This is a genomic window from uncultured Gimesia sp. (assembly GCF_937919775.1).
GTDB lineage: Bacteria > Planctomycetota > Planctomycetia > Planctomycetales > Planctomycetaceae > Gimesia.
On the sequence record NZ_CALFPF010000112.1, the window covers coordinates 1 to 8,539 of the forward strand.

At 51.1% G+C, this 8,539-nt stretch carries 7 protein-coding genes and 1 pseudogene; 3 read left to right on the plus strand and 5 right to left on the minus strand.

Annotated features, from left to right (window positions below):
* Positions 1-215: 215 nt before the first annotated feature.
* The 5 genes from Q0294_RS03000 to Q0294_RS03020 all read right to left on the minus strand — a co-directional run bounded on the left by Q0294_RS03000 (position 216) and on the right by Q0294_RS03020 (position 4,200).
* Entirely contained in the window at positions 216-656 is a 441-nt protein-coding gene (locus Q0294_RS03000; RefSeq protein WP_299460773.1) for a GyrI-like domain-containing protein, read from the minus strand.
* 91 nt (positions 657-747) lie between these two features.
* Positions 748-1,647, minus strand: coding sequence for a hypothetical protein (locus tag Q0294_RS03005; protein ID WP_299460775.1), 900 nt, complete (start codon positions 1,645-1,647; stop codon positions 748-750).
* Between the two features lie 510 nt (positions 1,648-2,157).
* The gene (locus Q0294_RS03010; protein WP_299460778.1) at positions 2,158-2,547 is read right to left on the minus strand and encodes a hypothetical protein; all 390 of its coding nucleotides are present in this window, start codon (positions 2,545-2,547) and stop codon (positions 2,158-2,160) included.
* 358 nt (positions 2,548-2,905) lie between these two features.
* A complete protein-coding gene (locus tag Q0294_RS03015; RefSeq protein WP_299460780.1) occupies positions 2,906-3,085 on the minus strand; it encodes a hypothetical protein in 180 nt (59 codons plus the stop codon).
* A gap of 140 nt (positions 3,086-3,225) precedes the next feature.
* On the minus strand, positions 3,226-4,200 hold the full coding sequence (locus Q0294_RS03020; RefSeq protein WP_299460782.1) for a Gfo/Idh/MocA family oxidoreductase: 975 nt from the start codon (positions 4,198-4,200) through the stop codon (positions 3,226-3,228).
* A gap of 974 nt (positions 4,201-5,174) precedes the next feature.
* Between Q0294_RS03020 and Q0294_RS03025 the strand changes: the two genes are divergently transcribed.
* From Q0294_RS03025 to Q0294_RS03035, 3 genes and pseudogenes are all read left to right on the plus strand, one after another.
* The gene (locus Q0294_RS03025; RefSeq protein ID WP_299460784.1) at positions 5,175-6,134 is read left to right on the plus strand and encodes a MoxR family ATPase; all 960 of its coding nucleotides are present in this window, start codon (positions 5,175-5,177) and stop codon (positions 6,132-6,134) included.
* Complete coding sequence (locus Q0294_RS03030; protein ID WP_299460786.1) at positions 6,131-7,441, plus strand: DUF58 domain-containing protein; 1,311 nt, start codon at positions 6,131-6,133, stop codon at positions 7,439-7,441. Before Q0294_RS03025 ends, Q0294_RS03030 begins: the two co-directional genes overlap by 4 nt.
* 140 nt (positions 7,442-7,581) lie before the next feature.
* Positions 7,582-8,539 (plus strand): annotated as a pseudogene (locus tag Q0294_RS03035) (hypothetical protein); the annotation flags it as partial.

Here is an 8,539-nt window from a genome sequence, read left to right on the forward strand (position 1 = left end):
TCATCGAATCTGAATTCGCGAAAACTGATGGCTTCCACGCACACGTATGGAGTCAGCGAATTGGGTCATTTTCTCGGAATCCCGAAATAGGGATGAGTTGATGCGACAGCGACGGCCAGCAGGTGGATGCTAACGTCCAGCGTAACCGGGTTGCGGCGATTGACGTTGACCCGCGTAAACCGTCGGTCCGGTTTACGGCTTTGTTCGGATTACTTTCAATTCGCGAGACCGATCAGAATAGTGGTTTCACATTTCGTCTCGTCCGCATTCCAGTGTCCATAGATTTCAAGATGGGGGTAGTCTGGTTTCACATTGTGTTTCTTGAGTTCTTCCATCAACTCCAGCCAAGTCGCACCAAGCGTTGAGTAAGGCCCGACATGCAGATACTTGACATAACGATCAAGCGATACTTCTAAGGATTCAAGCGTCCCAACCTCCGTGGTTGGTTCCTTCAATTCGATGCCCGTAAAGATCATCGAATCTGGCAAATAAACCCAATGATTGATTCCCGTGGTTTTAATTCGGCGATCTTGAACTTCCTTCCACATTCTGTCCTTGAGAGGCTTTGCCGAGGCGTGCACGCTCCCGTCCTTGATCAATCCTCGGTAGCCGAACAAAATTACCCGATAAGGTACTGACGAGATTTCAAGATTCATGCGTTGATCCGAACTAATGCGATAACCGGGCACGAACGGAAGACTTTGATTTCATTTGCAGCGTGATTGAGTGCTCCGGTTGATGGCATTGTTATCCGCCACCAACGCGGGTGAAGACGGGTTTTGCCGCAGATATGCGACCGATGTAGAAAACCCCATCGTAACCGATCTCACGAGTATCATCGATGAGCAAAAATGGATCATCACCTTCATTTTTTCCACTCAAGGCTCTTTCTCCCTCGCCTTGCTCCGTCATCACCCATGCATCACCGCCTGCGATCTGTATGTTGAAGCTCACCAAATCAGGTAGCGATTGAGAAACAAACCAACCCATTGGAGTATATTGGTCATCCCAGGGTGCGCCCTTGGCGGTCCTGGTGTGCACGTTTCCAGCGAGGGTAATCAGAATTGCTGCAGGAGAGTCTTTCCGTACTTGAAGCAGGTTTTCGGCCATGGTTTGGTCACGGTAGTACGCAGATGCTTCGGCAGGTTGTCGAGTCCAGTCTAAGTCGATTGCATGGACGTGAACCTCATGGCCCGAACTGCGTAGGCGACGAACAAGTTCAAGCATCGCAAACATGCCTACACTTGCACGGCCGTCCTGGCCAATCCAGAATGGTGTATCCAGCAAATCTTCAACCGCCCTGTCTTCGCCGTCGCTGTTTAGGAAACGGTCGATCGACTCTTGTTCGGTTGTCGGTATTTCGACGCAAAGAATTACTTCGTTTCCGGTAGTCAGTGCTTGCCGAACCAGAGAGGCTACGGCCATCGGTATTTCCCATGTTCCGTGAATTTCGCCAATAAAAAGAGTTGCCCCATTTTTCAGCATGGCGTCACTGCCCTTGATTGCGTCGTCCTTGAGGAACTGAATCGGCCTGTCGATTGGCTGTCGTTCGAGTGAAACGGTACGGCGGTACCCGACGATCAGGATCGCAACAACGACGGCAGATAAAAGCAGTAGGAAAGAGCGACGATTCAATGGGCTTGCCATCAAGTTTTCTCCAGTCGGATAACTATTGATAGACAGAATATGTTTCTGTCTAAATATCTATCAAGATTTCTGCCTGTTATCAATTGTCAATAATTGGATTTACGTCCACAGCTTAATGATTCAGGAAAGAACGAAAAGTGGCAGACCCCGAAAGGACCTTTCTGCTTCACCTGCGATTGTGGATTTCAGTGTGGGATGTTTTTCTGCGTGGGAGTCTGTTTTTTTCTGGATGGATGAAAACCGGGGCTAATGCCCTGCGGCTCATGGTGGGAGCTTTTCAGTGGTAAAACGATTGCCAGTCGTACTCTGTTGAAGGGGGGCCTGGTTCTGGCGCTGTTACTCAGATCACGAAACCCCGGGCATTCGCTATTCACCGCAGAACGTTCGCAATTAGCCCCGATTAATCGTGTAATCGTAGAAACCGCGTGCATTTTTTTGTCATTTGCGACGGGTCAGCTATGAGAACAGTATAAGGGGTCAGGTCTCTTATTTAATGATTCCTGTCCATTTTTAAGTTCCCGATGTACTTTTTGGTTTATGGGCCGACCGCATGGTTGAGTTTGTTGGAAACAGCAGAAACCAGATGCAAGCGAATGTCACGATGTACAACACGGCGAAAATCGGGAACAGATCAATCCGAATATTCCAGTCGGGGTGGACTGATTTCACATGCTGTTCCCAAAATCCATAGCCAACCCAAGCCGTGGCGGTCACCCAAGCCAGCACCGTGTGCCAAACGCGGACCATCCGGAATGACCGAACGATCGCATGAATAATAAACGGAATCGTCACCACGAGTGCAACCGCAGGATTACGAATGCTGGCATTGAAAAAGACGTAAAACGCGGGGACCAGGACAACTGCAATCAACACGGCCAGTAATAGTCGGAGTGCATTCATGATTTACGCCCAATCTGGACTGCTGGTGAATTGCGGTTCTGCGGTTCGAGACGGCCAACTATTGATAAACAGAATTTAACTCTTATTAAATCTCTCTTTTAAATCTATCAGGATTTTTGTCTAGAATCAATTGGCATTAATTGGATTTACGTCCACAACTTAATGATTCAGGAAAGACCGAAAAATGGCAGACCCCGAAAGGACATTACTGCTTCACCTGCGATCGTGGATTTCAGTGTGGGGTGTTTATCAGCGTGGAGACGGTGATCACTGGTGGGATTTGTTTTGCGTGAGGGGCTGTTTTTTTCTGGTCGCATGATAACCGGGGCTAACGCCCTGCGGCTAATTTTTCTAATTGTTATTGGGAGTCTCTTGCTTTTCGATCCTGTTCTTCTGTCGTATACGAGATGACCTGTTCCAGAAACGGTTGAGGAAACTGAGAACCTTTGCCACGAGACCGCCACCACCGCGCGTCGCCCTGCAGGAAGGTGCCGTAAACAGTAATCGTAATGAAATAAGCCAGCGGTTGATCATGCATCGCTATCCCACCCTGTTACACGTCAGGCATTAGTAATCATTAGCCGCAGGGCGTTAGCCCCGGTTGATATCGTTTGTTAAAATTTGTCAGTCGTCCCGATCCCTTTTACGTCGCTGGACGAGGAATCGCCATGCTGCTGGTTAGACAAACGCGTTCAGTTTCTCCATCCAGCGTTGTACCTGCATGGCATCTGAGTAGGTCGCTCCGGTGGGCACCGCTTCCACGTTGCGCACGACCCGACAGAAGCAACGCAACTCTTCCGCCATCATGCCGCTGGGTGGGTTGGCACGCACTTCCAGCGCCAGAGGCCAGGAGGCTGCACTGTCCCAGACAGAGATCGGTCGTGGGTTCGGTTCAATGCGGGCCGACCAGCCCACACCAAAGACTTCGGTTCTGTCAAACCCGCGCGGCGGCATCCCTGCGGGAGTTAAATATGAGGCGGCAAACGATGCCACCGGACCTTCGTTCCACTGGAGTTGTGCCAGTGCCAGATCAATATCGCCAGCGGCAGTCCGATGAAATTGGGCACTGAAATGATCCGGTTCCGCGCGATCGAGTAACACTTGCGTCGCGTACAGGTCATGCACCATCGCGGCGTGCAACGGGTTCTCGCCTGGAAAGTTCGCGACAATGCTCGCCGGTCGATGTCGTACGCAATCGATATAAGAAATCGGACCACGTTCGCGGGCCACCTCCCGCAGCTCCTGAAACTCGCTGTTAAACAGCACGATGTGTCCCAGCATCAGGTTACTGGAGTCGGGCTGTACCAGGGGAGCAAGGCTTTCCGCTTCTTCCAGACTCTCCGCAATCGGCTTTTCCAACAGCACCACTTTGCCACGTTCGAGCAGTTCTCGCGCGACCGTCACATGGGACTGCGTCGTACAGGCGACAACCCACGCCTCTGCGTCCGACTCCTCAATCGCCTGAGTCAGATTCGTCCACCCTGGCACATCGGGAAGTTCTTTGCGGAGGGCAGCCAGGCTCTCCTGCCGACGCGCCACCACTGCCACCAGTTCCGCTTCTGCCAGACGAGATAACGTCAATGCATGCAATCGCCCAAACCGACCCAGGCCAATGACACCTGTTTTCACCGGTTTAAAATTCTTTGCCGTCATCGGTTCTTCTCCGGTCTGATTGATGTTTTGTCCGCAGATAAACGCAGATTTTGCAGCGGACTTTACAATAGGAAATTATTTATTTCACGATCAAGGTTCAAAGATACTAAAAGTTCAGGATCGAAACCAAGCGGGAATCAATGGTTTTACGATTCCTTTTTGAATTTGTCGGATCGAAGGGTGGTCCTGTTCTGACATCGGGGGCATGAAAGGGGACGGCCCGCGAAAGGGCCTTTCTGTTTTACCTGCGATTGTGATTTTCAGTGCGGGATGTTTATCTGCGTGGGGGCGGTGGTATCTGGTAGGATTTGTGTTGTGTGGGTAGCTGTTTTTTCCTGGTGGGAGGAAAACGGCGGCTAGCGCCGACCCGCTCATAGTGGAGGGTTTATATTGTAACGTTTGTTTTCTTTGGGATTGTCTGCTGTTCCATTGATTGTGGACTATTTTCGGGATGTGCGTGGGGCGGTCAAGGGAAAGCGAGACGAAATGTGTGGCGAGGGAGTGCGGATGTGTGTTGGGGGTATGGCGGGTCTGGTTGGCAGGGGGGCGGTTATGTGGCGGTGTGTGTCGACACGCATTACTTTGAGAGGGTGGTTTATGTTCAATCTGGCTGAAACGAGGGACTTTTATAATGCTGATTTTCGCAGTGGTTCCGGTTCTTCAGCTGAACCAGTCGTGTTCTCGCGCGCGACACACAACTGAGAGTGAGGATCATGGCGAACGCCGTGCAGGCGTCAAGGGGAATTTATTCAGTTTACACTCAATCCGGTCAGGTGAACTTAAGGAGTCAGGGATGCGTGTGTTGAGATCAACCAATTTGAAAAAACCTGACAGTTCTCGACCCGGATGCTCGAAATTGGAGCCGGGTTGCATTTAGAATGAACGGCTCAGGGGACATCGGTTCCGGATCAGTGCTGCTCAGATCCTTTTGATTTTACTTACTTCAGATAGACAGTCAGGGTTACGGTTCATTCATGGATGTTTCTCAAATCGAAGATTACTATCAACGCTCGCTGACCGAAGTGGGGAAAGTGCTCATGGGTCAGGAAGCGCTGGTGGAAGGAGTTTTGATTGCCTTATTCTGTGAAGGAAACGTGTTGATCGAAGGGGTGCCCGGCCTGGGCAAGACTCTGCTGGTGAATGCGCTCAGTCACGTCCTGTCGAGCAAATTCCGCCGGATTCAGTTCACGCCCGATTTGATGCCCTCGGATATCACCGGACATTCCGTGTATGACATGCACGAGAAAACCTTCACATTCAATGAAGGGCCGCTGTTTACCAATCTGCTGTTAGCCGACGAAGTCAACCGGGCTCCTGCCAAAACGCAGTCGGCGCTGCTGGAAGCGATGCAGGAACGGCAGGTTTCCGTGGATGGAAAAACCTATCCGCTGGATCGTCCCTTCATCACAATCGCCACGCAGAATCCGTTAGAACAGGAAGGAACATACCCCCTGCCGGAAGCGCAACTGGACCGGTTCATGTTCAAGCTCATCGTGGACTATCCGACACAGGATCAGGAAAACGCGATCCTCGATCTGTATGCGTCGGGTAAGGATAACCGCGATTTGAACAGTTTCGGCATGGAAGCGGTTCTCGACGCAGCAACGATCATGGCGATTCAGAAACGGGCGACGGAAATTATTGTGGAACCGTCGATCATTCAATACATCACGTCCATTGTTTCGCGCACCCGCAGTTGGGCGACGATTGAGGTCGGCGCCAGTCCCCGCGCCAGTGTGAATCTGCTGATTGGTACGCGTGTGATGGCTGCCTGTCAGGGGCGGGATTTTGTGGTTCCCGACGACGTCAAAGAGCTGTCGTTACCGATTCTCCGTCATCGAATCCGATTGCACCCCGAGGCTGAAATTGAAGGCATGAATGTCGATGACGTCATTCGGGACATTCTGGAGAGCGTTGAGGCACCTCGCCAATGATGCCTCGCCTGTCGTTACTGTTATTGTTCGCAGCCGCCATGATCCCGTTTGCATTGGGAACGATCTGGCAGGAAGCGGGACAGGCCGGCATTTTGATCTGCCTGGGAGTCTTCCTGCTGGCGCTGGTCGATCTGGTGATCACCCCTTCGCTGCTGGTGATCGAAGTTCACCGCGATGTGAAAGAGGTCCTGAGTGTCGGCACGCCGAACAGCGTGAAGCTCTGGTTTACCAATCGCGGTTCGGTCCCGCTCAAGGTCCACGTGCATGATGAGCCGCCGCTGCCCTGTCATTATTCCGATCTGCCGTTTGAGATTGAACTGATTCCGAACAAGCATCAATACAGCATCTATCATGTGGAACCGCTGCACCGGGGGAAAAACCGGTTTCGACGGGTCTTTCTGCAGATGCAAAGCAGACTGAAACTCTGGACGATTTACGACGAACGGGACATTCATCAGGAAGTGCGCATCTATCCGGATATCAAAGCCGTACATGGCGTGGAACTGCTGGCCCGTCGCAATCGGCTGGCGGAAACGGGCATCAAACTCTCGCGTTTAAGAGGCAGAGGGACCGAGTTTGACCGCCTGCGCGAATACCGGCGGGGGGATGAATTTCGCAGTATCGACTGGAAAGCCACTTCTCGGCATCAGGAATTAATCAGCCGCGAATATGTCGTGGAAAAAAATCAGAACATCATTCTGCTGATCGACTGCGGACGCTCCATGTGCAACGAAGCGGAAGGAGTGACCCACTTCGATCGCGCTTTGAACGCCGCCATTTTATTAAGCTATGTGGCACTGCGGCAGGGAGACACCGTTTCGCTGATGGCCTGTTCGAATAAAGTCGAACGCTGGGTGCCCGTTGTCCGCGGCGCCGGTTCGATTCAGAAACTCATCAGACAGGTTTACGATCTGGAACCGATCTACGAAGCCTCTGATTATCAAATGATGTCAGAACAACTCCAGCTGCGCTATCGCAAGCGCTCGCTGGTGGTTGTACTGACGCATGCGCTGGATGAAGTTCATCTGAGTCATCTCGGCAGCGCCCTGCGGCGGATGCGCTGGCCGCATCTGGTGTTGTCTGCGTTCCTGAAAAATGTCCCGTTGCAGAATCGCATGAATTCGATTCCGGAGACCGACCGCGAAGCCTTCCAGATCGCAGCCGCCGCCGACATCGTTTCGACGCAAACTTCGCAAATCGCGGCGCTGCAAAAGTCAGGGCTGCTCGTGCTCGACACCCTGCCGGAAAATCTCTCGGTCAATCTCATCAGCCGCTATCTGGATATCAAAGCGCGACAGTTATTATAGTTGCATTCATAGAAGCCATTTGTTTTTACTGCTCTGTTTTCATTCTGTTTGAATCTTCCTGCGCACATGGTTATAGTTGTATTCACAAGTATAATTTCACGGTTCTGCCGACTCATCTCCCCGCAAACGGGATCAACATAATGCGATTTGTGTTTCTGTTTTTACTGCTCTGTTGTCTGCCTGGTTATACCTCATTCTCAGAGGCAGCTCCTCCGGCAGACAACGCGTATTTGACTCAAGCGCAGGCTGTTGGCTTGATTAAGCAGTTACGCGGGGATATCAAGTATGCTCAAACCGGTTCTAATCGGGAAATCAAATCCATCTTTTTCTCGAACTCGGAAATCGATGATGCCCGCCTTGCATCTCTGAAAGAATTCGACACGCTTCAGGATTTGGCCTTCTATGGTTCCAAAGTAACAGGCGTGGGGCTGGAACACCTGAAAGGGTTCAACAAGCTGCATACATTACACCTTGTCCGCTGCCCGCTCGTTGATGAAGGTCTGATGCACCTGAAACAATTTCCTGCTTTGAAGCATGTCTATATTCGAAATGCAGATCTGACCGACGCAGCTGTGGAACACTTGAAAGGACTGACTGATCTGCAAAGCTTGTGGCTGAACTCGACGAAAGTTACCAGCGAAGGGCTGGTGCATCTCAAAGATCTGAAGCAACTGAAATCACTGAACCTGTATGATACCAAAGTCAGCGATGCGGGCTTGAAACATCTTTCCGGTTTAAAAAACCTGACGTTTCTTGATTTGAAGCTCACGACAGTCAGTAATGCAGAAGTCGCAAAATTAAAAATCGAGTTGCCGAACTGCAAAATCGACTACGATCGACCGATTCCACCTGCAGACCAGAAATTTGCGGCAGAAATCAAAAAACGGGGCGGTTTCGTACAATATGGTGATGCGCAACAGACTCGTTTTGTGTCGGGAGTCCATCTTTCAGGCCGACAGATTGATGATGCGCAGCTGATCTGCCTGAAAGAGAGAACCGATTTGAAATCGCTGACGCTCAATTTTACAAGCGTCAGTAATGACGGTCTGACGGTTCTCAAGAATCTGACCGAATTGAACACGCTGGTATTAATACATT